Source organism: Microcystis sp. LE19-41.2A, assembly GCF_027530405.1.
Lineage (GTDB): Bacteria > Cyanobacteriota > Cyanobacteriia > Cyanobacteriales > Microcystaceae > Microcystis > Microcystis aeruginosa.
On the sequence record NZ_JAPZQJ010000547.1, the window covers coordinates 1 to 1,190 of the forward strand.

A 1,190-nucleotide genomic window follows, 5' to 3' on the forward strand; every position below is an offset into this window, starting at 1 on the left:
CAGGAATATTATCTCTTATCTTGACCAGATGGATTGACTTCCAGGGGTGACAAAACAAAGCGAGCAACTGGAACATCTCCCCCTAGATGTTAAGTCTGATTGCCCAGTCATTCTCAACAAGCACTGTTTATTGAGAATGACTGGGGGAACCCTGAAATTTTCGGCTTAGTTGGCGGCAGCTTGCCGCCAACTCACTCCTCTAGATAAGTATTTTGACTCAGGCATCTTCCTCTTTTGAGACGTTGTGACACTTAGGGTGCGGAATGTGGGTTATATAAGAGCGATCAATCTTTGTGTCCTTTGTGTCTTTGTGGTTTGCTCCACTCGCTCGTCACCAGGACTGTATCTTAGACCTACCAAACCTAAGAGAGCGAAATTTATTTTATTATAAATATATGTGTACCGCAACGCAGAAACCGGCAGGATCGCTTTCTAGTTTTTCCTATTTTATCAATACACTTCATCATCAGTACCAATGTCAAGTAAAATGATAACTTCTTCCTGGGTGTCTGGCTCAATTTCTATAGAAAAAATAATCCGGCAATCATAACCACAAGAACAAGCTTTAAGTCCCGATAATTCCCCTCTTAATGAATGAGTTCCCAAGCTCAAAAAATAAATATCTTCCCTCATTTGTGCCAATGTCTTCTCAATCGCTTTCTGTCGTTGAGGATTTCTGAGAACAAACTTACGGAAAGTCCGCTTAAATTTAGGCGTTAAAACCAGTTCTCTCATAATATCTATTCTAAAGTTTCTCTCAATTCTCTCAGAATAATTTCTAGGGGTTGAGGTTTAAATTCTCCTTGATGAAAAGCATTAATTGACTCCCTAGCATCTCTAGCAATTTCTTGACGACGAATATCAAGTAAACGATTTTGTAAAATTTCTAATAACATTTCCTGTTGTTCTAAAGATAGTTGCTCAACAGTATTTAAAGCTTGTTCTAAACTAATCATAATTCAACCTCAAACTCAAAAAACCACCTTCTATTCTAACAACAAAAAAGCACCCCCTTGCGGGAGTGCCTTTTCGTTCAGACTAGGAATTAGCCATTGATAGCAGGAGCAATCAGAGCTACAGGAGCCTGTTCACCACTAGCCAAGTCTAAGGGGAAGTTGTGTGCATTACGCTCGTGCATTACTTCCATACCGATACCAGCGCGGTTCAACACATCGGCCCAAGTACCGATT

2 protein-coding genes are annotated in these 1,190 nt (G+C 40.2%); both read right to left on the reverse strand.

Annotation, left to right across the window (positions count from 1 at the left end):
- Window positions 1–450: 450 nt before the first annotated feature.
- Entirely contained in the window at window positions 451–735 is a 285-nt protein-coding gene (locus tag O9290_RS22940) for a type II toxin-antitoxin system RelE/ParE family toxin (RefSeq protein WP_002764224.1), read from the reverse strand.
- A 5-nt stretch (window positions 736–740) separates the two neighbouring features.
- Window positions 741–956: a hypothetical protein gene (locus O9290_RS22945; RefSeq protein ID WP_002750830.1), complete on the reverse strand. Its 216-nt coding sequence runs from the start codon at window positions 954–956 to the stop codon at window positions 741–743.
- Window positions 957–1,190: the final 234 nt, after the last annotated feature.

Coding starts and splice junctions, on each gene's coding strand:
- O9290_RS22940 (WP_002764224.1), bottom strand. CDS start 735: ATGAGAGAACTGGTTTTAACGCCTAAATTTAAGCGGACTTTCCGTAAG.
- O9290_RS22945 (WP_002750830.1), bottom strand. CDS start 956: ATGATTAGTTTAGAACAAGCTTTAAATACTGTTGAGCAACTATCTTTA.